General features: G+C 66.4%; 26 protein-coding genes and 1 other RNA gene. 6 read left to right on the forward strand and 21 right to left on the reverse strand.

The window, feature by feature from the left end:
* The first annotated feature begins 6 nt into the window (after positions 1 to 6).
* Positions 7 to 261 carry a YkgJ family cysteine cluster protein gene (locus ACSFA0_RS07280; RefSeq protein ID WP_435449538.1) on the forward strand — a complete coding sequence of 85 codons (255 nt, stop codon included), beginning with the start codon at positions 7 to 9 and terminating at the stop codon, positions 259 to 261.
* A 131-nt stretch (positions 262 to 392) separates the two neighbouring features.
* Positions 393 to 713: a hypothetical protein gene (locus tag ACSFA0_RS07285; protein ID WP_435449539.1), complete on the forward strand. Its 321-nt coding sequence runs from the start codon at positions 393 to 395 to the stop codon at positions 711 to 713.
* A gap of 16 nt (positions 714 to 729) precedes the next feature.
* Here the strand turns inward: ACSFA0_RS07285 and mnhG are convergent, their stop codons facing one another.
* From mnhG to gyrA, 21 genes are all read right to left on the reverse strand, one after another.
* Positions 730 to 1,098, reverse strand: coding sequence for a monovalent cation/H(+) antiporter subunit G (gene mnhG, locus ACSFA0_RS07290; RefSeq protein ID WP_435449540.1), 369 nt, complete (start codon positions 1,096 to 1,098; stop codon positions 730 to 732).
* A gap of 13 nt (positions 1,099 to 1,111) precedes the next feature.
* Positions 1,112 to 1,390 carry a K+/H+ antiporter subunit F gene (locus ACSFA0_RS07295; RefSeq protein WP_286648696.1) on the reverse strand — a complete coding sequence of 93 codons (279 nt, stop codon included), beginning with the start codon at positions 1,388 to 1,390 and terminating at the stop codon, positions 1,112 to 1,114.
* On the reverse strand, positions 1,387 to 1,878 hold the full coding sequence (locus ACSFA0_RS07300) for a Na+/H+ antiporter subunit E (RefSeq protein ID WP_435449541.1): 492 nt from the start codon (positions 1,876 to 1,878) through the stop codon (positions 1,387 to 1,389). The genes ACSFA0_RS07295 and ACSFA0_RS07300 overlap by 4 nt, the downstream gene beginning before the upstream one ends.
* Positions 1,878 to 3,575: a monovalent cation/H+ antiporter subunit D gene (locus tag ACSFA0_RS07305; RefSeq protein ID WP_435449542.1), complete on the reverse strand. Its 1,698-nt coding sequence runs from the start codon at positions 3,573 to 3,575 to the stop codon at positions 1,878 to 1,880. The genes ACSFA0_RS07300 and ACSFA0_RS07305 overlap by 1 nt, the downstream gene beginning before the upstream one ends.
* A complete protein-coding gene (locus tag ACSFA0_RS07310) occupies positions 3,572 to 3,928 on the reverse strand; it encodes a Na+/H+ antiporter subunit C (RefSeq protein WP_435449543.1) in 357 nt (118 codons plus the stop codon). Before ACSFA0_RS07310 ends, ACSFA0_RS07305 begins: the two co-directional genes overlap by 4 nt.
* Positions 3,928 to 6,876 (reverse strand): monovalent cation/H+ antiporter subunit A, encoded by a 2,949-nt coding sequence (locus ACSFA0_RS07315; RefSeq protein ID WP_435449544.1) that lies wholly within the window; start codon positions 6,874 to 6,876, stop codon positions 3,928 to 3,930. The genes ACSFA0_RS07310 and ACSFA0_RS07315 overlap by 1 nt, the downstream gene beginning before the upstream one ends.
* A gap of 93 nt (positions 6,877 to 6,969) precedes the next feature.
* Positions 6,970 to 7,341, reverse strand: coding sequence for a fluoride efflux transporter CrcB (gene crcB / locus ACSFA0_RS07320; RefSeq protein ID WP_435449545.1), 372 nt, complete (start codon positions 7,339 to 7,341; stop codon positions 6,970 to 6,972).
* A 9-nt stretch (positions 7,342 to 7,350) separates the two neighbouring features.
* Positions 7,351 to 8,652 carry a TRAP transporter large permease gene (locus tag ACSFA0_RS07325; protein ID WP_435449546.1) on the reverse strand — a complete coding sequence of 434 codons (1,302 nt, stop codon included), beginning with the start codon at positions 8,650 to 8,652 and terminating at the stop codon, positions 7,351 to 7,353.
* Complete coding sequence (locus tag ACSFA0_RS07330) at positions 8,645 to 9,151, reverse strand: TRAP transporter small permease (protein WP_435449547.1); 507 nt, start codon at positions 9,149 to 9,151, stop codon at positions 8,645 to 8,647. Before ACSFA0_RS07330 ends, ACSFA0_RS07325 begins: the two co-directional genes overlap by 8 nt.
* A gap of 21 nt (positions 9,152 to 9,172) precedes the next feature.
* Complete coding sequence (locus ACSFA0_RS07335; RefSeq protein WP_435449548.1) at positions 9,173 to 10,153, reverse strand: TRAP transporter substrate-binding protein; 981 nt, start codon at positions 10,151 to 10,153, stop codon at positions 9,173 to 9,175.
* A 139-nt stretch (positions 10,154 to 10,292) separates the two neighbouring features.
* Positions 10,293 to 10,616 (reverse strand): ComEA family DNA-binding protein, encoded by a 324-nt coding sequence (locus ACSFA0_RS07340; RefSeq protein WP_435449549.1) that lies wholly within the window; start codon positions 10,614 to 10,616, stop codon positions 10,293 to 10,295.
* Between the two features lie 147 nt (positions 10,617 to 10,763).
* A complete protein-coding gene (lapB, locus tag ACSFA0_RS07345; protein ID WP_435449550.1) occupies positions 10,764 to 11,945 on the reverse strand; it encodes a lipopolysaccharide assembly protein LapB in 1,182 nt (393 codons plus the stop codon).
* Positions 11,935 to 12,255 carry a LapA family protein gene (locus tag ACSFA0_RS07350; RefSeq protein WP_435449551.1) on the reverse strand — a complete coding sequence of 107 codons (321 nt, stop codon included), beginning with the start codon at positions 12,253 to 12,255 and terminating at the stop codon, positions 11,935 to 11,937. The genes lapB and ACSFA0_RS07350 overlap by 11 nt, the downstream gene beginning before the upstream one ends.
* Before the next feature lie 37 nt (positions 12,256 to 12,292).
* Entirely contained in the window at positions 12,293 to 12,616 is a 324-nt protein-coding gene (locus ACSFA0_RS07355; RefSeq protein WP_435449552.1) for an integration host factor subunit beta, read from the reverse strand.
* Between the two features lie 71 nt (positions 12,617 to 12,687).
* Entirely contained in the window at positions 12,688 to 14,376 is a 1,689-nt protein-coding gene (rpsA, locus tag ACSFA0_RS07360) for a 30S ribosomal protein S1 (protein WP_286648683.1), read from the reverse strand.
* 157 nt (positions 14,377 to 14,533) lie between these two features.
* Positions 14,534 to 16,531, reverse strand: coding sequence for a bifunctional 3-phosphoshikimate 1-carboxyvinyltransferase/cytidylate kinase (locus ACSFA0_RS07365; protein ID WP_435449553.1), 1,998 nt, complete (start codon positions 16,529 to 16,531; stop codon positions 14,534 to 14,536).
* Positions 16,532 to 16,535: 4 nt separating this feature from the next.
* Complete coding sequence (locus tag ACSFA0_RS07370; protein WP_435449554.1) at positions 16,536 to 17,393, reverse strand: prephenate dehydrogenase; 858 nt, start codon at positions 17,391 to 17,393, stop codon at positions 16,536 to 16,538.
* Positions 17,394 to 17,402: 9 nt separating this feature from the next.
* Positions 17,403 to 18,521 (reverse strand): prephenate dehydratase, encoded by a 1,119-nt coding sequence (gene pheA / locus ACSFA0_RS07375; RefSeq protein WP_435449555.1) that lies wholly within the window; start codon positions 18,519 to 18,521, stop codon positions 17,403 to 17,405.
* A 25-nt stretch (positions 18,522 to 18,546) separates the two neighbouring features.
* Positions 18,547 to 19,614, reverse strand: coding sequence for a 3-phosphoserine/phosphohydroxythreonine transaminase (gene serC / locus ACSFA0_RS07380; protein ID WP_435450918.1), 1,068 nt, complete (start codon positions 19,612 to 19,614; stop codon positions 18,547 to 18,549).
* A 53-nt stretch (positions 19,615 to 19,667) separates the two neighbouring features.
* Complete coding sequence (locus tag ACSFA0_RS07385; RefSeq protein WP_435449556.1) at positions 19,668 to 20,255, reverse strand: DUF2059 domain-containing protein; 588 nt, start codon at positions 20,253 to 20,255, stop codon at positions 19,668 to 19,670.
* Positions 20,252 to 22,897: a DNA gyrase subunit A gene (gyrA, locus tag ACSFA0_RS07390; protein WP_435449557.1), complete on the reverse strand. Its 2,646-nt coding sequence runs from the start codon at positions 22,895 to 22,897 to the stop codon at positions 20,252 to 20,254. Before gyrA ends, ACSFA0_RS07385 begins: the two co-directional genes overlap by 4 nt.
* A 223-nt stretch (positions 22,898 to 23,120) precedes the next feature.
* Between gyrA and ompA the strand changes: the two genes are divergently transcribed.
* The 4 genes from ompA (at position 23,121) to ssrA (ending at position 25,658) form a co-directional block, all read left to right on the forward strand.
* Positions 23,121 to 23,780, forward strand: a complete 660-nt coding sequence (ompA, locus tag ACSFA0_RS07395) for an outer membrane protein OmpA (protein WP_435449558.1) — start codon at positions 23,121 to 23,123, stop codon at positions 23,778 to 23,780.
* A 100-nt stretch (positions 23,781 to 23,880) separates the two neighbouring features.
* Positions 23,881 to 24,591, forward strand: a complete 711-nt coding sequence (gene ubiG, locus ACSFA0_RS07400; RefSeq protein WP_435449559.1) for a bifunctional 2-polyprenyl-6-hydroxyphenol methylase/3-demethylubiquinol 3-O-methyltransferase UbiG — start codon at positions 23,881 to 23,883, stop codon at positions 24,589 to 24,591.
* Positions 24,591 to 25,259 (forward strand): phosphoglycolate phosphatase, encoded by a 669-nt coding sequence (gene gph / locus ACSFA0_RS07405; protein ID WP_435449560.1) that lies wholly within the window; start codon positions 24,591 to 24,593, stop codon positions 25,257 to 25,259. The genes ubiG and gph overlap by 1 nt, the downstream gene beginning before the upstream one ends.
* Positions 25,260 to 25,271: 12 nt before the next feature.
* Positions 25,272 to 25,658, forward strand: a transfer-messenger RNA (tmRNA) gene (gene ssrA / locus ACSFA0_RS07410).
* The last annotated feature ends 87 nt before the right edge of the window (positions 25,659 to 25,745 follow it).

A 25,745-nucleotide genomic window follows, 5' to 3' on the forward strand; every position in this document is an offset into this window, starting at 1 on the left:
GGGCGCATGGATTGCCGCCCCGGCTGCGGCGCCTGCTGCACCGCGCCCTCCATCAGCAGCCCGATTCCCGGCATGCCCCACGGCAAGCCTGCAGGCGTGCGCTGCGTCCAGCTGATGGCCGACCAGCGCTGCGCGATCTTCGGCCGGCCGGAGCGCCCGGCCTGCTGCGGCGGGCTGCAGCCTGCGGCGGAGATGTGCGGCAACTCGCGTGGCGCGGCGATGCTGTGGCTCGAGCGGCTCGAGGCCGCGACGGCGCCCTGAAGGCTCGCACAGGCCGAAGTCGGCTTTTGTGCGCAAAAGTACGCGAATCGCCCAGAGTGCGCGGCTGTAAGTCCTTTGACTTCACAGAGCGACGATTAACAATTGTCTAACACTCTCAGCCGCGCACGACCATGGACGTCCTCTTCCTCTTCCGTTCGATCCGTCACCTCTTCGGTCGGCACACCCGGGACACCGCAGAGGCGCGCTTGATCGCGCAGCCGGTGGTGCGAGCACCCGCGGCGCCCGTTCGCGTCGCAGCACCCGTTGTGGCCGTACAGGCAGCGCGGGTCGACAGCGCGCAGGCGCCGATCCGCAAGATGCGCACCCTGGAAGAGGTGCGCGCCGACCTGGCTCGCCTTCGCTTGAGCGCCAGTGAGCGCCATGCGCGCAGCTACGCCTGGCGTGACACCAACTTCGCGCCGACCGACTTCATCGGGCTGGCCAACCACTGAGGCCGGCGGAGCGAGTTCAGTCCCCGCGGTCGGAGGTCGGCGGCACGTCGCCGCCCTTCTGGCGTTCGCGGAACAGCGCGGCCCGCATCAGAAAGATGGTGGTGACCGGCGCGGTGAGCGCGACGAACAGCGCGATCAGCACCGCATGCAGGAACAGGTTGTAGCCTTGCACCGAGAAGTAGACGATGGTCGCGATGGTCAGGCACCACACGCCGGCCGTGGCGCCCAGCGTGGGCGCATGGATGCGGTGGAAGAAGGTCGGCAGCCGCACCAGGCCGAAGGAACCCACGGCGGCGAAGGCGGCGCCGAGCACCGCGAACAGCCCGGTGAGGATCTCGGCCCACAGCGGCAGCGGGCCGATGATGAAGTCGGGGACGATGTTCACGCGTGGGCTCCCGTCATTCGATCACCTCGCCCCGCAGCAGGAATTTCGCGAGCGCGGTCGACCCCACGAAGCCGAACAGCGCGATCAGCATCGCCGCCTCGAAGTAGACGTTGCTCGCGTAGTTGATGCCCAGCACCAGCATCATCAGCATGCCGTTGATGTAGAGGCAGTCGAGCGCCATCACGCGGTCCTGCGCGGTCGGGCCGATCAGCAGCCGCCACACGGCGCAGAGCATCGCCACGGCCAGCAGGAAAAGGGCGCCCTTGAGGGCCCAGAACAGGATGGGCGTCATGATTCGAAGATCTCCATCAGCGGGCGCTCGTAGCGCGTGCGGACCATCTCGATGAAGGCGGCTTCGTCCTCCAGGTCGAACACATGCAGCAGCAGCTTGCTGCGGTCGAGCGACACCTCGCCCCACGCGGTCCCGGGCGCCAGGCAGAAGATCATGGCGAGCACCGCCAGGGCGTTCGGGTCACGCAGGGTCAGCTGTATTTCGACGAAGGCGCTGCGGATCTGCGGCGTGCGACGGGTCAGCAGCGCGCGGCCGACGGTCAGTGCGGAATGCAGCAGGTCGCGCAGTACCGTGCCCGTGAGGCGCAGGGCCACCAGCGGTCGGCGCATCCGCACCGCGGCGGGCCGCAGGCCTTGGGTGAGGAGCGGCACCACGACCGCAAGGATGGCGGCGAACACCATCGTCGCGACATGCAGCGACTGGTTCAGCAGCAGCCAGACGACGAAGAGCGCCAGCGACAGCGGCGGCGACGGCAGGATTCGGCGCATCAGGGTGTGGCTCCCTTGGGTGGCGGGTTGGGCACCTGGCGTGCACCAAGCACCGCGTCGCGGTAGGCCTGAGGCGCGAACAGGCCGTTGGCCGTGTCACTCGCGTGCTGCATCACGGGGCCGGCCTCGATCGTGAGCGCGACCGACGCCGCCAGCAGCGCCGCCACCGGCAGCACTTCCATCGCGCGCAGGCTGGGCATCGCGCTCAACGGCTGGGTCCAGAAATGGCGGATGCCGGTGCGGCTCAGCGCCACCAGCGTCAGAAAGCCAGAGGCCAGCAGCAGGCCGAGGAAGAGCCAGCTCGAGCGGCTCACGACCGGGGCGTCGAGCAGGCCCGACAACATGGCGAACTTGCCGACGAAGCCCGACAGCGGCGGCAGACCGGCCAGCAGCAGCGTGCAGCCGATGAAGCCCAGTCCGAGGAAGGCCACGCCGGCCGGGATGGCGCGACCGTAGAGCGCCTGCTGCTCGTCGTCGAGGTTCACGTCGTTCGATGCCGTGAGGTCTTCGGACAGGAAGGGCGCGTTGTCGGCCGCCTCGTGCGGCGCAATGCTGGCGCCCGCATTGCGCCAGCGCTCGATCATGTCGATCAGCAGGAAGAAGGCGCTGATTGCGAGCGTGGAGCTCAGCAGGTAATACAGCGCCCCCGCCCAGATGGCGGGCTGACCCAGCCCGACCGCCGCCAGCAGCGTGCCGGCCGACACCAGCACGCTGAAGCCGGCGAGGTTGGACAGCCGCTGCGTCCCGACGATGCCGAGCGCGCCGACGCACAGCGTGGCCAAGCCGATGCCGACCAGCACGTCGTGGCCGAACTGCGCGGAGGCGCCGGTGTCGGGCGCGAACAGCAGCGTCCACAGCCGCAGCACAGTGTAGAGGCCCAGCTTGGTGAGCAGCGCGAACACCGCGCTCACCGGCGACACCGCGGCGCTGTAGGCCGGCACCAGCCAGAAGTTGAGCGGCCAGGCGCCGGCCTTGGCGAAAAAGGCGGTCGCCAGGATGGCGGCGGCCGCATGCACCAGCCCGCGGTCGCCCGCGTCGAGCTGGGCGATGCGAACGCCGAGGTCGGCCATGTTGAGCGTGCCGGTCACGCCGTAGAGCAGCGCCGCGCCGATCAGGAACAGCGACGAGGCCGCGAGGTTGATGGCGACGTAGTGCAGCCCTGCGGACACGCGCAGGCGCCCCGAGCCGTGCAGCAGCAGCCCGTACGACGCAGCCAGCATCACTTCGAAGAACACGAACAGGTTGAACAGGTCGCCGGTGAGGAAGGCACCGTTCAGGCCCATCAGCTGCAGCTGCAGCAAGGGGTGGAAGTGCACGCCCGCACGGTCCCAGCGCGAGGTGGAGTAGATCGATGCCGCGAAGGCCACCACGCCGGTGAGCGCGACCATCATGCTCGAGAGCCGGTCGGCCACCAGCACAATGCCGAAGGGCGCACGCCAGTTGCCGGCCAGATACACCCCGACGGAGCCCGGGCCGTTGCCGGTGTCGACCGCATTGACCCAGCGCAGCAGCGCCAGCGCGACCAGCAGGCCGATGAGGCCGGAGGCCACGCTCAGCGCCGACTTGATGCGGCGGCGCTTTTCGTCGAGCAGCAGCATCAGCGCGGCCGTCAGCATGGGCACCAGGATCGGCACCGCCACCAGGTGCGGCATGCTGAACTCGAGGAAGCGATCGAGGAAGCGCATCAGCTCGGTCATTCGCCGGCCTCCTGCGTCCGCTCTTCGCCATCGACATGGTCGGTGCCGCTCAGCCCGCGCGAGGCCAGCATCACGACCAGGAACAGCGCGGTCATGGCGAAGCCGATCACGATGGCAGTCAGCACCAGGGCCTGCGGCATCGGATCGGCGGTGTTTGCCAGCGTGGCGGCCACGCCGGGGATCAGCACCGGCTCGCTGTCGACCTTGAGCCGGCCCATGCTGAAGATGAACAGGTTGACCGCGTAGGCGATCAGCGTGAGCCCCATGATGACCTGGAAGGTGCGCGGACGCAGCAGCAGGTACACCCCGGAGCCGGTGAGCACCCCGATGGCGATGGCGAGCACGGCTTCCATCAGCGCGCGCCCTCCGCCGTCGGCACGGCATCGGCCTCGGCGGCTTCGCGCTCGGCCTGTTCGTCGGCCCAGCGGTGGCTGCGCACCGACTGGTGGGCCAGCGCCGTGAGGATGAGCATCGTCGCGCCGAGCACCAGCGAGAACACGCCGATGTCGAAGAAGAGCGCGCTCGGCACGTGGATCTCGCCGAGCACCGGCAGGTGCAGGTGGGCGGTGTGCGTCGTCATGAAGGGGTAGCCCAGCAGCACCGAGCCGCCGCCCGTGGCCAGCGCGAGCAGCAGGCCGATGGCGATCCAGCGGCGCGGGTAGATGCGCAGGTGCTCCTCGACCCATTCGGTGCCTGAGACGATGAACTGCAGCAACAGGGCCACCGACATCACCAGGCCGGCCACGAAGCCACCGCCCGGCGCGTTGTGACCGCGCATGAAGAAGTAGACCGCGACCAGCACCGACAGCGGCAGCAGCAGGCGCACCAGCACGGCCGGCACCATCAGGTAGCCGATGGCGGTGTCTTGCGCGCGGCGCGGGTTGAGCAGGTCGCTGCTGCCGTCGTCGGTCTGAAGGCGTTGCTGTGCCGGCAGCGCCATCGACTCGATGGCCGGGCGGAAGCGGCGCAGCAGCGCGTACACGGTGAGCGCGACCACGCCGAGCACGGTGATCTCACCGAAGGTGTCGAAGCCGCGGAAGTCGACCAGCATCACGTTGACCACGTTGGTGCCGCCGCCCAATGTGAGCGCGTTGTCGAGGAAGAAGGGCGAGATGCTCTGCGGGAAGTCGCGGGTCATCATGGTCCAGGCCAGGGCGGCCATGCCGGTGCCGGCCGCGCCGGCCACCAGCAGGTCGCGCCCGCGGCGGCCCCAGGGCCGCAGCCGCGCCGAGGCAGGCTGCACCGCGGCCTTGCTGCGCATGGGCAGCCAGCGCAGGCCCAGCAGCATGAGCACGGTGGTCACCGCTTCCACGACCAATTGCGTGAGCGCCAGGTCGGGCGCGGAGAACCAGATGTAAGTGATGCAGCACACCAGGCCCGCTGCGGCGGCAAGCATCAGCGACGCGAGCCGGTGGAACTTGGCCTGCCAGGCGGCGGCCAGCGCGCAGCCCATGCCGATGATCCAGGTCATCGCGAACATCGGCGAGAAGGGCAGCAGCTCGCGCGTGCCGCGGCTGCCCGGCGTGAGCCACATCGACGCGCCGGCACCGGCCACTGCGACGAGCACCATCCACAGCAGCTGGGTCTGCAGGCGGCGCGTGCCGAAGAGGCGGCGGCTGCGTCGCCCCGCTTCGCTCAAGCGCGCCAGCAGGTTTTCGAAGATGCGCTGGCCGTCGAGGCGGTGCAGTCCGGGCGTGTGGTCGAGGTGGCCCTGCGCGCGGCCGCGGCGTTGCAGCAGGTACAGCGCGGCACCGCCAGCCAGCGCGACGAAGCTCATCACCAGCGGCAGGTTGAAGCCGTGCCACACCGCCAGGCTGTAGTCGGGCAGCACGCCGCCTACGACCGGCAGCGCGGCGGCCGCCAGCAGCGGGCCGACCGACCAAGCCGGCGCCACGCCCACCACCAGGCAGATCAGCACCAGCAGCTCGACCGGCACGCGCATCCAGTGCGGGGGTTCGTGCGGCTGCTTGGGCACCGCGTCGCCACACGGAGGGCCGAAGAACACGTCGAACACGAAGCGTGCCGAATAGGCCACGCTGAAGACGCCGGCGAGGGTGGCGATGACAGGCAGGCTGAAGTCGATCCAAGGCGTCGACTGGATGAACACCGTTTCGGCGAAGAACATTTCCTTCGACAGGAAGCCGTTGAGCAGCGGCACGCCGGCCATCGACGCGCTGGCGATGATGGCCAGCGTGCCGGTGATCGGCATCAGCTTCATCAGCCCGCTGAGCTTGCGAATGTCGCGCGTGCCGCTCTCGTGGTCGATGATGCCGGCCGCCATGAAGAGCGAGGCCTTGAAGGTCGCATGGTTCATGACGTGGAAGACGGCCGCCACGGCGGCCAGCGGACTGTTCAGCCCCAGCAGCAGCGTGATGAGCCCGAGGTGCGAGATGGTCGAATAGGCCAGCAGCGCCTTCAGGTCGCGCTGGAACATCGCGGCGAATCCGCCCAACAGCAGGGTGATCGCGCCAGCGCCGCCCACCAGCCAGAACCATGGCTCGGTGCCCGACAGCACCGGCCAGAACCGCGCCATCAGGAACACGCCGAGCTTGACCATGGTGGCCGAGTGCAGGTAGGCCGACACAGGCGTCGGCGCCGCCATGGCGCGCGGCAGCCAGAAGTGGAAGGGGAACTGCGCGCTCTTGGTGAAGGCGCCGAGCAGCACCAGCACCAGCACGGTCGTGTAGAGCGGGTGGTTGCGGATCAGGTCGCCCGAAGCAAGCACCACGTCGAGCTCGTAGCTGCCAACGATGCGGCCCAGCACCAGTACGCCGGCCAGCAAGCACAGCCCGCCCATGCCGGTGACCGTGAGCGCCATGCGCGCGCCGCGCCGTGCGTCGCGCCGGTGGTGCCAGTAGCCGATCAGCAGGAAGGAGAACAGGCTGGTGAGCTCCCAGAACATCACCATCTGGACGATGTTGCCCGAGAGGACCACGCCCATCATCGAGCCCATGAAGGCGAGGAAGAACGCGAAGAAGCGCGGCACCGGGTCGGACGCCGACATGTAGTAGCGCGCATACAGCACCACCAGGGCGCCGATGCCCAGCACCAGCATGCAGAACAGCCAGGCGAAGCCGTCCATGCGGAACACCAGGTCGAGGCCGAGGGCGGGCAGCCATTCGATCCGCTGGCGGATCACGTTGCCGTTCGCGAGGTCGGGGAAATGCAGTGCGGCGCCGATCGCGCAGACCAGTGCGACCAGCCCTGCCAGCGTCGATTCCCGGTTGCGGGCGTTCGAAGGCAGCAGAGCTGCCAGCACGCTGGCGACGAAGGGGAGTGCGACGAGCAAGACAAGGGGCATCGCGGTCGATTCTATCGACCGTACCTGCTCGGTAGCTTCCTGAAACTGCAGCGCGGCCGACGGCTTTTCAGGCCATCGGCTGCGTGTGGGCGCTCAGGCCGACAGCCACTGCACGCTGCGAAAACCGAGCCAGGTCAGCATGAAGGAACCCGCCAGGTGGGTGAGGGCGGTGAGGGCGGCGACGGCCGCGCGGCCTTCCATCATCATCGTGACCACCTCGAGCGAGAAGCTCGAGAAGGTCGTGAGCCCACCCAGGAAGCCGGTGATGATCGCCAGGCGCCAGACCGGGTCGAGCCCCGGCATGGCCTGGAACAAGGCGACGACCACGCCGATCAGGTAGCCGCCGACGAGGTTGGCCGCGAGCGTGCCCCAGGCCATCAGCCCGGCGCCCAGCCACAGGCCGAGCGCCCATCGGCCGAGGGCGCCCAGCGAGGCGCCGACGCAGATGGCGATGACGGACAGCATCGCGCCGCCCTACATCGACATGTGCTGCGGCAACCAGGTGACGATGCCGGGCACGAAGTAGATGAGGAGCACCGACGCGATCATCAGGATGAACATCGGCAGCGTGACACGCGCGATGTAGAGCAGATCGCGCCCGGTCATGCCCTGCAGCACGAACAGGTTGAAGCCCACCGGCGGCGTGATCTGCGCCATCTCGACGACCAGCACGACGAAGATGCCGAACCAGATCGGGTCGATGCCCGCGGCGGTCACCGTCGGCATGATCACGCCCATGGTCAGCACCACCATCGAGATCCCGTCCAGGAAGCAGCCGAGCACGATGTAGAAGACGCCCAGCATCATGATCAGCTGGAACTTCGACAGGCCCAGCGAGCCGATCCACTCGGCCAGGTGCCGCGGCAGGCCGATGTAGCCCATCGAGAGGGTGAGGAAGGCCGCGCCGGCGAGGATCAACGCCATCATGCAATAGAGCCGCGTGGCGCCGAGCAGCGCCTCCTTGAAGCTGTGCCAGCTGAGCGATCCCTGCGCGGCCGAGATCACCAGCGCGCCCACCACGCCGACAGCGGCTGCCTCGGTGGCCGTGGCGATGCCCGCATAGATCGAGCCCAGCACCGAGAGGATCAACAGCGCGACCGGGATCAGGCTGCGCGATTCGTTGAGCTTCTGCAGAAAGCCCATCTTCTTGTCGGCCGGTGGGATCTTGTCGGGATGGCGCAGGGCCCAGATGGCGATGTAGCCGGAGAACAGCAGGGCCAGCAGGATGCCCGGCAGGATGCCGGCGATGAACAGCTTGGCGATCGACACGTCGGCACTGACGCCGTAGACGATCATGATGATCGACGGCGGGATCAGCAGGCCCAGCGTGCCGGCCCCGGCGAGCGTGCCGATCACCATGTCTTCGGGGTAGCCGCGCTTCTTGAGCTCGGGCAGCGTCATCTTGCCGATCGTCGCGCAGGTGGCGGCGCTCGACCCTGACACCGCCGCGAAGATCGCGCAGCCGACCACGTTGGTGTGCAGCAGCCGGCCCGGCAGTGCCTGCATCCAGGGCGCGAGGCCCTTGAACATGTCCTGGGACAGGCGAGTGCGAAACAGGATCTCGCCCATCCACACGAAGAGCGGCAGCGCGGTGAGCGTCCAGCTCGAGGCGGAGCCCCAGATGGTGACGGCCATCGCATCGCCCGCGGAGCGGGTGGAGAACAGCTCCATGGCGATCCACGCCACGCCCGAGAGGGTGAGGCCGATCCACACGCCGCTGCCCAGAATGAGGAACAGCGTGAGGATCAGCACACCGGCAACGGCGACGTCATTCATGGCGCAGGGCCTCGGCGTGTTGCGGGGCGACGCGGCCGCGCCATTCCAGGATGAACTCGTCGATGGCAGCGATCGCGAGGATCACGGTGCCGACCGCCATGGCGAGCTGCGGAATCCACAGCGCCGTCGCGTCGTTGCCGGTGGAGATGTCGTCGAAGGCGTGCGAGTTCCAGACCAGGCGCACGCTGAAGACAGCGAACAGCACAGCCAGCACGGCAGCGGCGCCCATGGCCCAGCGCTCGAGCCAGCGCCGGGCCGACGGGCCGAGGTGCGTCAGGATCAACGTCACGCGGATGTGTTCGCCGCGCTTGAGCGTGTGCGCCAGCGCGAGGAAGCCCGCGCCGGCCATCAGGTAGCCGGCATAGGCGTCGACACCGGGGACGTTGAAGTGCAACTGTCGGCTGACGATCGACAGCAGGATCATGGCCAGCAGACCGACCATGAAAAGCGCCGCCAGGGCGGCGGCGCTGTTGTAGAGGAAGTCCAGAGACTTTCGCATGGGATGTGGCGATGGCCTCGTTTACATCTTCTTGTAGGCGTCGACGACACCCTGGCCTTCGGCGCCCGACTTCTCCAGCCATTCCTTGAGCATGGTGTCGCCCACCTTCTTCATGTCGGCCTTGAGCGCGTCGGAGGGCACGTGGATGGTCATGCCGTTTTTCTTGAGCAGGTCGAGGTACTCGAGGTTCTTCTTCTTCGACGTGTCCCAGCCGCGCTTCTCGGCATCGGCGCCGGCCTTGAGCACCGCGTCCTGCGTGGGTTTGTCGAGCGCGTCGAAGGCCTTCTTGTTGATCAGCACGGCGTTTTTGGGCAACCAGGCCTGCGTGTCGTAGAAATTCTTGATGTACTCGTAGGTCTTGGTGTCGTAACCGGTGGAGCCGGACGACATGTACGACTCGATCACGCCGGTGGCCATGGCCTGCGACAGCTCGGCCTGCTGCACGGTGACCGGCTGAGCGCCCACCAGTTCGGCGATGCGCGCGGTGGCCGGGCTGTAGGCGCGCCACTTCACGCCCTTGAGATCGGCGGCGGATGCGATGGTCTTCTTCACGAAGATGCCTTGCGGCGGCCAGGCCACTGCGTACAGCAGGACGATGCCCTGTTCGGCCAGCTTCTTTTCGAGCACCGGCTTCTGGGCCTGGTAGAGCTTCCAGGAGGCGTCGTAGCTGTCGGCCAGGAAGGGAATGCCGTCGGCGCCGAACATCTGCCACTCGTTCTGGTAGTTCACCAGCAGGATCTCGCCCATCTGCGCCTGGCCGCCCTGGACGGCGCGCTTGATCTCGGGCGCCTTGAACAGCGACGCGTTGTTGTGCACCGTGATCTTGAGCTTGCCGCCGCTCGCCTTGTCGACGTCGTTGGCGAACTGGGTGACGTTCTCGGTATGGAAGTTGGTCGCGGGGTAGGCCGTCGGCAGGTCCCACTTGGTTTGTGCAAAGGCGATGCTGCCGACGGTGAGGGCGGCGACCGCTGCGATGGCGGCGCGGGCGAACTTGTGATTCATGAGCTCTCCAGGATGGGATGAAAGTGCGAAGCGAGCATACGTGCAAATATTGGGCCACCTGGAGGGGCCTTTCCCGAGGCGCGAGGCCCCAAGAAAAAGGCCGCCCATGGGCGGCCTCGTCGACGGGTGCAGGCTGCCCTTACTTGGACGCGCTTGCAGCCGCCTTGGCGGCGGGGGCCTTGGCTGCTGCGGCGGGCGCCGTGAAGGTCTTGCCATTGACCGTCAGGCCTTCGGCCGAAAGCTTGGCGGCCGTTTTTTCCTTCACGCCCTTCACGCGTTCCATGAAGTCGTCCCAGTCCTTGAACTCGCCCTTCTGGCGCTCATTGAGGATGCGCTTGGACATCGCGGGTCCGACGCCCTTGAGGCCGTCGAGGTCGGCTGCGCTGCCCTTGTTGACGTCCACGGCTGCGAACGCCGCCGTCGCGAACAGCATGGCCGATACGGCCAGAATTTTCTTGAGCATGACTCTCTCCCTGATTTTGTGGATGGATGACACACGGCATGCGATGCGTTCGCACTTCGTGCGGCAGGGAGCTTAGAAGCCCGGTACACCCGAAATCAAGGCAGAAGTTCGCGCTGCGGACGCAATCCGTCAGTGCAGGCTACCCACTCAGAGTTCCTCGACGCGCCGCGGCGGGTAGCTGTCCCAGGCCTGGCAGCCCGGGCAGTGCCAGAAGTGCTGGTGTGCCTCGAAGCCGCAGGCGGCGCATCGGTAGCGCATCAGCGGGCGTGCCGCCTGGTCGAGGGCACGCTGCACCTGCGGGTGGTACTGCTCGTCCGCGAAGGTCTCGCCGGCCAGCCAGCGCGACGCAGCGATCAGCGAGGGCTGGTGCGCCAGATGCGCGATGTAGCCATCCCGCGGCGTGGGCGCGTCGTCGGTGGCGCCCAGCCCGTCGGGCAGCGGCACATTGCCGCCCAGCGCGATGATGGCCTCGAGCACGTCGACCGATGGCGAAGCGGCGTAGCGGCGTTGCAGCAGCGACAGCGCCTCGCCGCTGCGCTGGGCGGCAACGGCGGCCTGCTGCAGCGTCGCGGCATAGAGCGGCAGCGCCAACGGGGCGCGCTCGCTCAGCGCCAGCAGCGTCTCGAACGCGGCGCGCGCGTCGCCCTGGCGCAGTTGCAGGTTGGCGATGTCGATGGCCGGGCGCGGTGCGTCGGGCGCCGTCGCGCTGGCCTGGCGCAGCAGCGCCTCGGCAGCCGAGGCGTCTCCCTTGCCGAGCTGTTCGGCCGCCTGCTCGCACAGATGGTGCGCACGTCGCGTCGCGTAGCTGGCCTGCTCGGCGTCGTCGAGCTTGCCCGCCACGTCGGCCGCCTGCGCCCATTCGCGCGAGCGTTCGTAGATGGCGAGCAGTGCCAGGCGCGCCTCGTTCTGGTAGCGCGTGCCCTCCAGCTTCTGCAGGGCGGCCTCGGCCCGGTCGAGCAGGCCTGCGCGCAGGAAGTCCTGCGCCAGCGCATGCTGCGCCCGCTCGCGGTCGACGCGCGACAGGTCGCCGCGTCCCAGCAGGTGTTCATGCACGCGGACGGCACGCTGGTATTCGCCGCGACGGCGGAACAGGTTGCCCAGCGCGAAGTGCAGTTCCTGCGTGTCGGGGTCGTTCTGCACGGCCTCGATGAACGCGTCGATGGCCTGGTCCTGCTGCTCGTTGAGCAGGAAGTTGAGGCCGCGGAAGTAGGCCTTCGGCGCCTGTCGGTTCTCCAGCTTCAATTGCCGGATGTCGAAGCGCGAGGCAAGCCAGCCCAGCACGAAGGCGACGGGCAGGCTCAGCAGCAGCCAGCTGAAATCAAAGTCCATGTTGACGCACGGCGGGGAGGTCGGTCGGCAGGGTGTTCGACACCGGCGGCGCCGTCGCGACCGGCATCATGGGCTGCGCTTCGGCCGGGCGCTGCTGTGCGGCGGCCCGGTGCTTCCACCAGCCTGGCAGCATGCCGAGCGCACCGACCACCAGTCCGCCCGCGAAGGCGGCCAGCACCACGATCACCAGGGGCGCGCGCCACGAGGTGCCGAAGAAGAAGTAGACGGTCGCGTCGTGCTGGTTGTTCAGCGCGAAGGCGAAGAGGGTAAAAAAAATGGCTGCCTTGAGCAGCCACAGGAGGTATTTCATCAGCGTCCCCTTGGGCTCGCCGATTCTACGGTTGCGCTCACGGCGCGGACGGCTTGCGTTCGGCCGCGTCCATTTCCGCGGTGCGCGCATCCACCGCTTCGCGCAGGGCCTTGCCTGGCTTGAAGTGCGGCACGCGCTTCTCCGGGATCTGCACGCTCTCGCCCGAACGCGGGTTGCGTCCGATGCGCGGCGGCCGGCGGTTGACCGAGAAACTGCCGAAGCCGCGGATCTCGATGCGGTGCCCGCGCACCAAGGCGTCGCTCATCGCGTCGAGGATCGTCTTGACGGCGTACTCGGCATCGCGGTGCGTCAGCTGCGAAAAGCGGGCCGCGAGTTCTTCAACAAGGTCTGAGCGTGTCATGGGCCGTACAAAACGGAGGCGAAAAAAAAGACAGAGCGACCTTGCGGTCGTCTCTGTCTTGCGGGCGCAGCTTACTTGCTGTCGTTGTTGTCGAGCTTGGCGCGCAGCAGGGCGCCCAGGCTCGTCGTGCCCGCGTTCTCGCGTGCAGACTGCTGGCTCAGGTTGGCCATGGCGCCTTGCTCGTCGACCATGTCCTTCTGCTTGATCGACAGCTGGATGTTGCGGGTCTTGCGATCCACGTTCACCACCACGGCCGTGACTTCGTCGCCTTCCTTGAGCACGTTGCGGGCATCTTCGACGCGGTCGCGCGAGATTTCCGAAGCACGCAGGTAGCCGATGATGTCTTCGCCGAGGTCGATTTCAGCACCGCGGGCGTCCACGGTCTTGACCTTGCCGGTCACGATCTGGCCCTTGTCGTTCACCGTGGTGAACGTCGTGAACGGATCGCTGTCGAGCTGCTTGATGCCCAGGCTGATGCGTTCGCGGTCGACGTCGACTGCCAGCACCAGCGCCTCGACTTCCTGGCCCTTCTTGAAGTTGCGCACGGCGGCTTCGCCGGTTTCGTTCCACGACAGGTCCGACAGGTGAACCAGGCCGTCGATGCCGGCAGCCAGACCCACGAACACGCCGAAGTCGGTGATCGACTTGATCGGGCCCTTGACGCGGTCGCCGCGCTTGGTGTTCTGCGCGAACTCTTGCCACGGGTTGGCCTTGCACTGCTTCATGCCCAGGCTGATGCGGCGCTTGTCTTCGTCGATTTCCAGAACCATGACTTCGACTTCGTCGCCGAGCGAAACGATCTTGTTCGGCGCGATGTTCTTGTTGGTCCAGTCCATTTCGGAGACGTGCACCAGGCCTTCGATGCCGGGTTCGAGTTCGACGAACGCGCCGTAGTCGGCGATGTTCGTGACCTTGCCGAACAGGCGGGTCGATTGCGGGTAGCGGCGCGACACGCCCATCCACGGATCGTCACCCATTTGCTTGAGACCCAGCGAGACACGGTTCTTTTCGGTGTCGAACTTGAGGATCTTGGCAGTGATTTCCTGGCCGGCCTGAACGACTTCGCTCGGGTGGCGAACACGGCGCCACGCCATGTCGGTGATGTGCAGCAGGCCGTCGATGCCGCCGAGGTCGACGAACGCACCGTATTCGGTGATGTTCTTGACCACGCCACGGACAACGGCGCCTTCCTTCAGGGTTTCCATCAGCTTGGCGCGTTCTTCGCCCATGCTGGCTTCGACCACGGCACGGCGCGACAGCACGACGTTGTTGCGCTTGCGGTCGAGCTTGATGACCTTGAATTCCAGGGTCTTGTTCTCGTACGGGGTCAGGTCCTTGATCGGACGCGTGTCGATCAGCGAACCCGGCAGGAAGGCGCGGATGCCGTTGACCAGGACGGTGAGACCGCCCTTGACCTTGCCGCTGGTGGTGCCGGTGACGAAGTCGCCGGATTCCAGGGCCTTCTCCAGGGCGAGCCACGAAGCCAGACGCTTGGCGGTGTCGCGCGAGAGGATGGTGTCGCCGTAGCCGTTTTCGACGGAGCCGATGGCCACGGAAACGAAATCGCCGGCCTGGACTTCGAGTTCGCCCTTGTCGTTCTTGAACTCCTCGATCGGCACGTACGCTTCGGACTTCAGTCCGGCGTTCACGACGACGTGGTTGTGTTCGACACGCACGACTTCAGCGGTGATGACTTCACCGGTGCGCATTTCGGAACGCTTCAGGGACTCTTCGAATAGGTCGGCAAAAGATTCGGACATTGATTTTTCCTTCCGTCACGCAGGGTTCGCAGCTGCACCATTGCAACTGGCTTGGATCTGGAGACGGCGGTTGTGGGCTTGGGGCCCGGTTGGGTTACGAAAACCGGCAAGCCGATGCGCTGTCGCGCGGCGGGGGCCTGCCGGACTGAAACACCGATCAAGAGGACTTGAAAGGCTGTGTTTCCTGCCACCAGCTCAACACCTGCTCGACCGATTGCGCGATCGAGAGTTGGGAGTTGTCCAGGCGGCGGGCGTCTTGCGCTGGTTTCAGAGGGGCGACGCTGCGGGATGAGTCCCGTGCGTCGCGAGCTTCCAGGTCGGCGCGAAGACTGTCGAGTGTAGTCGAAATCCCCTTTGAAATCAACTGCTTATGCCGCCGTTCGGCGCGCTGGGCGGCGCTGGCCGTCAGGAAGACCTTGAGCGAGGCCTCCGGGAAGATCACGGTGCCCATGTCCCGGCCGTCGGCGACCAGCCCCGGCAGGCGGCGGAAGCGCTTTTGCAGCGACAGCAGCGCCGCGCGCACGGCGGGCAGGGCGGACACGCGCGAGGCGTCCATGCCGGCGGCTTCGGTGCGGATCGCATCGCTCACGTCCTCGCCGTCGAGCAGCACCTTGCCCTTGACGAACTGCAGGGGCAGCGTCTCGGCCAGTATGGCGATCTCGGCCTCGTGTACCGCCTCGGGCTCGAGGCCCGCGCGGCGGGTGGCCAGGCCGGTCACGCGGTAGAGCGAGCCGGAATCGAGGTAGTGATAGCCCAATTCGTGAGCGATCTCGACCGCCAGCGTGCCCTTGCCGGACGCGGTCGGCCCATCGATGCAGATGACAGGCACGGCGGGCACGTCGATGACGGTGAACAGCGTCTCGAAGTAGTCAGGAAAGGTCTTGGCGACGCAGTGCGGCTCGAGGATGCGCACCGGCAGGCCGGCCGGGTTGAAGGCGGCGAGCGAGAAGCACATCGCCACGCGATGGTCGTCGTAGGTCTTGATGCGGGCGGCGCGCCAGTCGGCGGCGGCGAGCGGATGTACGCGTATGAAATCGGGCCCGTCCTCGACCGTGGCGCCGAGTTTGCGCAGCTCGGCGGCCATCGCATCGATGCGGTCGGTTTCCTTGACGCGCCAGCTGGCGATGTTGCGCAGCGTGCTGGGGCCGTCGGCATGGAGCGCCATCACGGCCAGCGTCATGGCTGCATCCGGGATGTGGTTGGCGTCGAGGTCGATGGCCTTCAGCGGCCAAGCGCCGCGCGCCACCTGCAGCCAGTTGGGGCCGCTCTCGACCGTCGCGCCCATCTGGCGCGCGGCCTCGATGAAGCGGATGTCGCCCTGGATCGACGCGGCCCCCACGCCCTCGATGCGCAGTGCGCTGCCAGTAGCTGCCAGCGCGCCGAGCGCGATGAAATAGCTGGCCGACGAGGCATCGGCTTCCACATGAATCTCGCCCGGCGAGCGGTAGCGGCTGCCCGCCGGAATCGTGAAGCGCTGCCAGCCGTCGCGCTGCACGACGATGCCGAAGCGCGCCAGCAGGTTGAGCGTGATCTCGATGTAAGGCTTGGAGATCAGTTCGCCAACGACGTCGATCGTGATGTCGCGCTCGGCCACCAGTGGCAGGGCCAGCAGCAGCGCGGTGAGGAACTGGCTCGACACGTCGCCGCGCACGCGGATCGGCGCGTCGAGCGTCAGGTTCGCGGGTGCGACCGGGTGGATGCGCAGCGGCGGATAGCCTGGGTTGCCAAGGTAGTCGATCTGGCAGCCGAGCTGCGTGAGTGCGTCGACCAGATCGCCGATCGGTCGCTCGTGCATGCGCGGCACGCCGCTGAGTTCGAAATCGCCACCCAGCAGCGACAGCGCCGCCGTCAGGGGGCGCATGGCGGTGCCCGCATTGCCCAGGAAGAGCGTGGCCTGCGGCGTGTGCAGCGTGCCGTTCAGCCCGTGGATGCGCACCGTGCTGCCCGACAGATCGACGCCGCAGCCCAGCGCGCGCAGCGCATCGAGCATGACGCGCGTGTCGTCGGAATCCAGCAGGTCGTGGACGGTGGTCGTGCCTTCGGCCAGCGCGGCCAGCAGCAGCACGCGGTTGGAAATGCTCTTGGAGCCCGGCAGGCGCACGGTACCGGCAGCGGCGACGAAAGGGGGGAGGTCGAGAAAGGCGGTCGAGAACATGGGGTCAGCCGCGCCACTGCGAGCGGGTGCGGCGCGCCGCGTCAATCGCTTCTTCGAGGGCCTGCGCATCGCCGGCGGCGAGCAGCGCCTCGAGTTGCATCAGCGTCTTGCGGAAGGCCTGCGATTGCAGCAGCACCTGCTCGCGGTTGGCCAGCAGGATGTCGCGCCACACGGCGGGATCGCTGGCGGCGATGCGGCTGAAGTCGCGAAAGCCGGAGCCACCGCGCTCGAGCATGCGTGTGCCGTCGGGCTGTTCGGCGATGCCGTTGATGAAGGCGAAGGCCAGCAGGTGTGGCAGGTGGCTCACGGCGGCGAAGGCGCTGTCGTGCTCCTGCGGCGTCATGGTGAGCACCTGGGCGCCGACGGCGGTCCAGAGTTGCGTGGCGCGCTGCACGTTGGAGCGCAGCGTGGTCTTGGTTGGCGTCAGGATCACCTGGCGGCCGTCGAACAGCGAGGCTTCGGCGTGCTCCACGCCCGCCACTTCCTTGCCGGCGATCGGATGCGCCGGCACGAAGCTGGCGAACTGCGTCTGCAGGCCGCGGCGGGCCGCTTCGATGACATCGCCCTTGGTCGAGCCCACGTCCATCACCAGCGTGTCGGCCGACACACCGTGGCGGATCGCCTTGAAGGTCGCTTCCGACGCGGCCACCGGCACGGCGACCAGCACCAGGTCAGCGCCCGACACCGCCAGCAGCGCCGAGGGCGCCGCCACGTCGATCACGCCCAGCTGGCGCGCGCGTTCCGTGGTGGAGGGGGACTTGCTGTAGCCGACGACGCGCTTGACCAGCTTGGCGCGCTTGAGCGCCAGCGCAAACGAACCGCCCATGAGGCCGCAGCCGATCAGACCGAGTTGCTCGAACATCCGCGAGCCTCAGGATGTGACCGGGTAGGCGCCCAGCACCTTGTAGAAGGCGCACAGGCCGCGCAGTTCCTCCAGGGCCGCGGCCACGTTGGGCTGCGAAGGGTGGCCGTCGAGGTCGATGTAGAAGTAGTACTCCCACTGGCCGGTGCGGGCCGGGCGCGATTCGAAGCGCGTCATCGACACCTTGTTGGCCTTCAGCGGCATCAGCAGGTCGTGCACCGCGCCCGGCCGGTTCGGCACCGACACGATGAGGCTGGTGCAGTCGCGGCCCGTGGCCGGCGGCATCGCCAGCGTTTGCGGCAGGCAGATGACGGCAAAACGTGTGCGGTTGTACGAATCGTCCTGGACCGCGTGCGCGACGATGTGCAATCCGAAACGGGTGGCGGCGCGCTCGCCCGCCAGCGCGGCCCAGGCGGGGTTTTCGGCGGCCAGGCGGGCGCCTTCGGCATTGCTCGAGACGGCGCGCCGTTCGGCGTGGGGCAGGTGCTTGGACAGCCAGGTCTGGCATTGGGCCAGCGCCTGCGGATGCGCCAGCACGGCCTCGATGCCGCCCAGCGCGTTCTCCTTGCGCAGCAGGTGGTGGCGAACCAGCAGGCTCACTTCGCCGACGACATGGGTGGGGGAATGCAGGAAGAGGTCGAGCGATCGCGTGACGACGCCTTCGGTCGAGTTCTCGACGCCCACTACGCCGTACTGGGCGCTGCCGGCGGCGGTGGCGTGGAAGACTTCGTCGAAGCTCGCGCAATAGACCAGGTCGGCGGCACCGCCGAAATACTCGACGGCTGCCGCCTCGCAGAAGGTGCCCTCAGGACCGAGCACGGCCACACGCTGGGGCGATTCGAGCGCCAGGCAGGCCGACATGATCTCGCGCCAGATGGCCGCAACGTGCAGGCTCTTGAGCGGGCCAGGGTTGCTGCCCTGCATCTTCTCGATCACCTGCGCCACGCGGTCGGGGCGGAAGAAGGGCGTGCCTTCGCGCTTCTTGACCTCGCCGACCTGTTCGGCGACATGGGCGCGCTGGTTCAGCAGGTCGAGCAGGCGCTGGTCGAGCGCGTCGATTCGCACGCGCAGATCGGCGAGGCTGGCAGAGTTGTCGGGTGCCGCGGGCGAGGAGGGGGTCTGGGACATCGTGCGAGAAGAAAACGGGCAGGCCTCAGGCCTGCGACCGCTCGAATTCTCGCATGTAGGCCACCAGCGCCTGAACCCCCTCGATCGGCATGGCGTTGTAGATGCTGGCACGCATACCGCCCACGGACTTGTGGCCCTTGAGTTGCAGCAGCCCGGCATCGCGTGCCCCGGTCAGGAAGGCCTCGTTGCGGCTCTCATCGCGCAGAAAGAACGGCACGTTCATCCGCGAACGGCAGGCCGGGTCGATGCGGTTCTCGTAGAAGGCCGAACTGTCGATGAAGCCATAGAGCAAGCCCGCCTTCGCGATGTTGCGTTGCTCCATCGCGGCCACCCCGGTCAGTTCGCCCTCGCGCTGCTGCAGCAGCCAGTCGAAGGTCAGGCCGGCCACGTAGATGCCCCAGGTCGGCGGCGTGTTGTACATCGACTGGTTGTCGGCGACCGTCTTGTAGTTGAAGGCGCTCGGGCAGATCTCGAGGGCGTGGCCCAGGAGGTCGTCGCGCACCACCACGATGGTCAGACCTGCGGGGCCGAGGTTCTTCTGCGCGCCGCCGAAGGCCAGGCCGACACGGCGCCAGTCCACGGACCGCGACGCGACGTGGGAGGAGAAGTCGATCACCAGCGGCGCATCGCTGCCCAGTGCCGCCAGATCGGGCAGTTCCTGGAACTCGATACCGTTGATCGTCTCGTTGGTGCACAGGTGCACGTACGAGGCGCCGTGTGTCAGCTGCCAGGTCGACGGATCCGGCAGCCGCGTGTGCTGGCCGTCCGCATTGCTCGCGACGATGCGCGCATCGCAATAGCGTTGCGCTTCCTTCTGCGACTTGATGCTCCAGCTGCCGGTGACGACGAAGTCCGCGACTGTGCCGCGCGACAGGTTCATCGGCACGATGGCGTTTTCGCCCAGGCCGCCACCCTGCATGAACAGGATGTGTAAATTGGCGGGAATGGCGAGCAGTGCGCGCAGGTCGGCTTCGGCCTTCGTCGCGATGGCACCGAACTCCTTGCCGCGGTGGCTCATCTCCATCACACCCATGCCGCTGCCATGCCAGTCGAGCATTTCGGCGGCCGCGCGCCGAAGCACGGCTTCGGGCATGGCGGCGGGGCCGGCGGAAAAGTTGTACGGGCGGGCGCCCACCGCCGCGTCCGTCACTTCTTGGCGGGCGCCTTGGCCGCGGGCTTGGCGGGCTGCTGCGCCGCCGGCTGGCCGTTGGTCGGTGCGCCAAGGGCCTTGGCCACGCTCACGTTGAGCGCCTGGAGCTTGGGGTCGATCGTGGGACGCACATCGGCCACCAGCTTTTGAGTGAGCGCATTGCCCAGTTGCGGGTTCAGGTCCGAGAACTTCTTGTTCAGCGGCGAACCAAGCCAGGCGACCAGCTGCTTGAGCTCGTCTTCGTTGAAGTTCTGTTCGAGCAGCGGGCCGACCGTGGTCGGTGCCAGCTGGACCGCCTTGTCGCGCACGATCGGGAAAGCTTCCTGGACGTATTTCTGCACTTCAGCTTCGGCAGCCTTGCCGAGCGCTTCGCGCTTTTCGGCCGGCACCTGGGTCTGCAGGTATTCGCTGCCGGCCTGGAGGATGGGGGCCACCGAGTCGTTCACCAGCAGGCGCGCCATGCCTTCGACGGCCGGACGCTGGACTTCGAGCAATTGCTTGATGAGCGTGGCCTTGTCTTGGGCCATTGCGATCGAACTGGTGGCCAGTGCGACCGTCAGGACCGCAAGCTTGTATTTGTTCACTGAGGATTCTCCGTTGAAGATGTGGAAGTGTCGTCGCTGCCGGCGTCGATCTCGACGTTGGCATCGTTCTCGACGATGCGCTGCAGTCCGCTGAGCTTGGCGCCTTCGTCGAGACCGATGAGCGTCACGCCTTGCGTGGCGCGGCCCAGCTCGCGAATTTCGGCGACCCGGGTGCGCACCAGCACGCCCTTGTCGGTGATCAGCATGATCTCGTCATCGGCATGCACCAGGGTCGCTGCGACGACCTTGCCGTTGCGCTCACTCTGTTGAATGGCAATCATGCCTTTGGTTCCCCGGCCGTGACGGGTGTACTCGGTAATGCTTGTGCGCTTTCCGTAACCGTTTTCTGTGGCGGTCAGGACGCTCTGTTGCTCGTCTTCGGCCACCAGCATGGCGATCACACCCTGACCGGGGTCGAGCGACATGCCGCGCACGCCGCGGGCGTTGCGGCCCAGCGGCCGCACGTCTTCTTCGTCGAAACGCACCGCCTTGCCGCCGTCGCTGAACAGCATCACGTCGTGCTTGCCGTCGGTCAGCGCCGCGCCGATGAGGTAGTCGCCGTCGTCGAGATTGACCGCGATGATGCCGCCCTTGCGCGGGTTGTTGAATTCGTCGAGCGCGGTCTTCTTGACCGTGCCCATGGACGTCGCCATGAAGATGTACTGGTCGGAAGGGAAGGTGCGCTTGTCACCGGTGAGCGCGAGCACGACGTTGATCTTTTCGCCTTCCTGCAGCGGGAACATGTTGACGATCGGCCGCCCGCGCGAACCGCGCGAACCGGCGGGTACTTCCCACACCTTGAGCCAGTAGAGCCGGCCACGGTTCGAGAAGCACAGGATGTAGTCGTGCGTGTTCGCGATGAAGAGCTGGTCGATCCAGTCGTCTTCCTTCGTGGCCGTGGCCTGCTTGCCCCGCCCGCCGCGCTTCTGCGCCCGGTATTCGCCCAGCGGCTGGCTCTTGATGTAGCCGCTGTGCGAGAGCGTCACCACCATGTCGGTCGGCGTGATCAGGTCTTCGGTCGACAGGTCGAAGGCGCTGTGCTCGACCTGGCTGCGGCGTGCGCCCAGCTTGGTCTGACCGAATTCCTGCTTGATGACGGTGAGTTCGTCACCGATGATGGTCGACACGCGCTCCGGTCGAGCCAGGATGTCGAGCAGGTCGTCGATCTCGGCCATCACTTCCTTGTACTCGGCGACGATCTTGTCCTGCTCGAGGCCCGTCAGGCGCTGCAAGCGCATCTGCAGGATTTCCTGGGCCTGCGTTTCCGACAGGCGATAGAGCCCGTCGCCGCCCATGCCGAAGTCCTTTTCCAGACCATCGGGCCGGTAGTCGTCGGCATTCACCACGCCGCCGTCGGCGCGAGTGCGGGTGAGCATTTCGCGCACCAGCTTGCTGTCCCAGGGCTTGCTCATCAGCTCGGCCTTGGCCACCGGCGGCGTCGGCGCATTGCGGATGATCGCGATGAAGTCGTCGATGTTGGCCAGTGCCACGGCCAGGCCTTCGAGCACGTGGCCGCGTTCGCGCGCCTTGCGCAGCGTGAACACGGTGCGGCGGGTGACGACTTCGCGCCGGTGTTGCAGGAAGACCTGGATCAGGTCCTTCAGGTTGCACAGTTTCGGTTGGCCGTCGATCAGCGCCACCATGTTGATGCCGAAGGTGTCCTGCAGCTGGGTCTGCTTGTACAGGTTGTTGAGCACCACCTCCGGCACTTCGCCGCGCTTGAGTTCGATCACGAGACGCATGCCCGACTTGTCGGACTCGTCCTGGATGTGGCTGATGCCCTCGATTTTCTTCTCGTGCACCAGCTCGGCCATCCGTTCCTGCAGCGTCTTCTTGTTGACCTGGTAGGGGAGCTCGTCGACGATGATCGCCTGGCGCTGGCCTCGGTCGATGTCCTCGAAGTGGCACTTGGCCCGCATCACGACCTTGCCGCGCCCGGTTCGGTAGCCGTCCTTGATACCGTTGATGCCGTAGATGATGCCAGCGGTGGGGAAGTCTGGCGCCGGGATGATCTCCATCAGCTCGTCGATGCTGGCGTCCGGGGTCCGCAGCAGGTGGAGACAGGCATCGACCACTTCGTTGAGGTTGTGCGGCGGGATGTTGGTGGCCATGCCGACGGCGATACCGCCCGAGCCATTGACCAGCAAATTGGGCAATTTGCTGGGCAGCACGGCGGGCTCTTTTTCGGAGCCGTCGTAATTGTCTTGAAAGTCGACGGTCTCCTTGTCGATATCGCCCAGCATTTCGTGCGCGATTTTCGACAGTCGAATTTCGGTATAGCGCATCGCCGCCGCCATATCGCCGTCGACCGAGCCGAAATTGCCCTGGCCGTCGACCAGCATGTGGCGCATCGAGAAGTTCTGCGCCAGCCGCACGATCGTGTCGTACACCGACTGGTCGCCGTGCGGGTGGTACTTGCCGATGACGTCGCCGACGATACGGGCAGACTTCTTGTACGGACGGTTCCAGTCGTTGTTGAGTTCGTGCATCGCGAACAGCACGCGGCGATGCACTGGCTTGAGGCCGTCTCGGGCGTCGGGGAGCGCGCGGCCGACGATCACGCTCATGGCGTAGTCGAGATAGCTGCGACGCATTTCCTCTTCGAGGCTGATGGGGAGGGTTTCTTTGGCGAACGAGGTCATGGGCAGCAGGCGGACGGCGAGAAGCGGAATTTTACGCCGCTGGCGGTGTCGTACCGCAGCAACACAAGCGCCGTATTCCGCCGCCGTCCTACGCTTCGTTCGCCTGCGCCGGACTGTTTGTCAAAGACCCTATGGCACAATCGCCTCAACGTTTTGGGTGGTGGTCACTTAAAGCGTCCTTGATTCGCAGCGCGGCTGCGGCTTTTTCCCCAAGAGGAGAACCATGAAGAAACTGAATAAAGTGGCGATGATGTTTGCAGTCGCTGCGCTCGCCACTGCCGCCGGCGCGCAGACCCGTGTCACCGCAGCAAATGGCGGTCCCGTCATTGACAACTGGCAGAACGGCACCGGCGAACTCGTCTGGAAGAACGGCACGAACGAACTGTGCTGGCGCGATGCCAACTGGACGCCCGCAACGGCTGCCAAGGGTTGCGACGGCGCCCTGGTGCCTGCTGCACCCGCCACCCCGGTCGCTACGCCTGGCGCCCCGGTCGCTCCGGTCGCACCGCCGGCACCGCCTGCTGCTTCGAAGGTCACCTTCGCCGCTGACGCTTTCTTCGACTTCGACAAGTCGGTTCTGAAGCCTGAAGGCCGCGCCAAGCTCGACGACCTCGTGTCGAAGATCCGTGGTGTGAACCTCGAAGTCATCATCGCCGTCGGTCACACCGACTCGGTGGGTTCGGATGCTTACAACCAGCGCCTGTCGGTTCGCCGTGCAGAAGCCGTCAAGGCTTACTTGGTGACCAAGGGTATCGAACGCAACCGCGTCTACACCGAAGGCAAGGGCGAGAAGCAACCTGTCGCGGACAACAAGACGGCTGAAGGCCGCGCCAAGAACCGCCGCGTGGAAATCGAAGTGGTCGGTACCCGCGCCAACCGCTGATTCGCAAGAATCTTCGATAAAACCCCGCCCCGGCGGGGTTTTTTCATGGCTCTCCCCGCTTCGGCGGGGTTTTTTTATGGGCTCTTTCATAATGACTTCCATGACAGAACACGTGAACGCGGATCCGGCGGAGCTCGCCAAGTTTTCGGAACTGGCCCATCGCTGGTGGGACCTCGACAGCGAATTCAGGCCGCTGCACGAGATCAATCCGCTTCGTCTGGAGTGGATCGACGGCTTGGCGCCGCTGACCGGCTTGCGTGCCCTCGATGTCGGGTGCGGCGGCGGCATCCTGGCAGATGCCATGGCGCGCAAGGGCGCCGACGTCCTGGGGATCGATCTGGCGGACAAGGCGCTGAAGGTGGCGCAATTGCACGCCCTCGAGGCGTCCACCCCGAACGTGACGTACCGCAAAGTCAGTGTCGAGGCGCTGGCGGCAGAGCAGCCAGCGAGTTTCGACGTCGTGACCTGCATGGAAATGCTCGAACACGTTCCCGCGCCTGCGTCGGTCGTCAAGGCCTGCGCCGACCTGGTCAAGCCGGGGGGGTGGGTGTTCTTCTCCACCATCAATCGAAATGCCAAGGCCTTCCTGCTGGCCATCGTCGGTGCGGAATACGTGCTCGGCCTGCTTCCCCGCGGGACGCACGAGTACCAGAAGCTGATCCGGCCCAGCGAACTCGCCGCCTACTGTCGTACCGCCGATCTCACGCTGCTCCACACGCGCGGTCTGGAGCACAACCCGTTGACCCGCCGCTACTGGCTGAGCGCCGACACCAGCGTCAACTACATGTTTGCGACCAGGAAGCCCGGCTGATGGCGGCCTCTTCCATTCACGCGGTGCTGTTCGATCTCGACGGCACCTTGGTCGACAGTGCGCCCGAGCTGGGCGCGGCGGCCGACAAGATGCGTGTCGATCGGGGCTTGCCCTCCTTGCCGTTGGCGCAGTACCGTCCGATGGCGGGCGCCGGTGCGCGCGGCATGCTCGGCATTGCTTTCGGCATCACGCCCGACATGCCTGACTTCGCCATGCTGCGCGAAGAGTTCTTTCGCAACTATGAAGCGCGCATGTTGCTGAACACGCATGTCTTCGAGGGTGTGGCCGACTTGATCGGATCCCTGCGGACCCAGCAGCTGGCGTGGGGCATCGTGACCAACAAGTCGAAGCGATTCACAGAGCCCCTGGTGCAGTCGATCGACGTTTTCTCAAGTGCCGGCGCGGTGGTCAGCGGCGACACCACGCCGTTTTCCAAGCCGCACCCCGAACCCTTGTTCGAAGCGGCCCGCCGCCTCGGCCTAGACCCTGCGCGTTGCATCTACGTCGGCGACGACGAGCGCGACATCGTCGCGGGCCGCGCCGCGGGCATGCGCACCATCGCAGCCACCTATGGCTACATGGGTGCACAGGCCGACGTGACCCTCTGGGAGGCCGATGGTGCGATTGATTCTCCGATGGCGCTCTTGCAATGGCTGAATGAGGCCTAAAATAGTCGGCTTGGGGCTGCACTGGTTTCGACGTGGGTTCGGAATCGCAGCGGTGCATGTCGAGCTGAATGCGCTCGTAAAACAGATTCAAACAAACTAACTGCAAACGACGAACGTTTCGCACTCGCTGCTTAATTGCCAGTGAGCCTTGCAACAGTTGGCCGATGGGCTGGGCAAGGGGGTGAAGGAGCAATCTGACACCTCCCGGCTGCAAGGATAATTACATGGGCTGGTTTCGATCCGGGTGCCTTGGATCGGGACGAGAAAATAGGGCACTGGCGTCCGGTTTAGCGTGCGACTGCGCGACTCCGGAAGCGAGATCCAAATCAGACCGCTAAACATGTAGATCTGTGCGACGAAGGCTTGCGGACGGGGGTTCAAATCCCCCCAGCTCCACCATCTGACCTGAAAAGGCCGGCCCCTGCGGGCTGGCCTTTTCCCTTTGGAGGCGGCACGGCTATAGTCCGGTCACAAGACTGATCAGGG

This window comes from Variovorax restrictus (assembly GCF_051216715.1).
GTDB lineage: Bacteria > Pseudomonadota > Gammaproteobacteria > Burkholderiales > Burkholderiaceae_C > Variovorax.